Source organism: Escherichia sp. AM3 (assembly GCF_032029835.1).
Lineage (GTDB): Bacteria > Pseudomonadota > Gammaproteobacteria > Enterobacterales > Enterobacteriaceae > Escherichia > Escherichia coli.
The window spans coordinates 1-275 of sequence record NZ_JAVUPQ010000942.1 but is presented as its reverse complement, the minus strand read 5'-3'; the positions used below and the strand labels follow the sequence as shown (position 1 = coordinate 275).

Annotated in this window: 1 protein-coding gene; it reads left to right on the top strand. The window is 53.1% G+C overall.

The annotated features are described in order from the left end of the window. Positions 1-239 (top strand): DUF2534 family protein (locus tag RTW80_RS29160; RefSeq protein ID WP_312721605.1); only part of this gene is annotated, 239 nt, incomplete at its 5' end. Positions 240-275 lie beyond the last annotated feature (36 nt).

Sequence of the window (275 nt, the reverse complement as noted above, 5' to 3'; positions counted from 1 at the left end):
CACCTGAAGGCCGCAAGTTCCTGCTGGCGTTACGGGTTGTGTTTATGATTGCTGCTGCATGCGTGGGGCGAGCAACCATTGTCGGTGTGATTGAGCAGTACAACATCCCGCTCTCTGCCTGGACAACCAGCATGTTTGTCCTGCAATCGGCGATGATCTTTGTTTACAGCCTGGTGTTCACCGTCCTGCTGGCGATTCCGCTGGGGATTTTCTTTCTCGGTGGGCGTGAAAAACACTAAGCATTGCGCATGCGGAGACAGGCAATAAAAAACCAG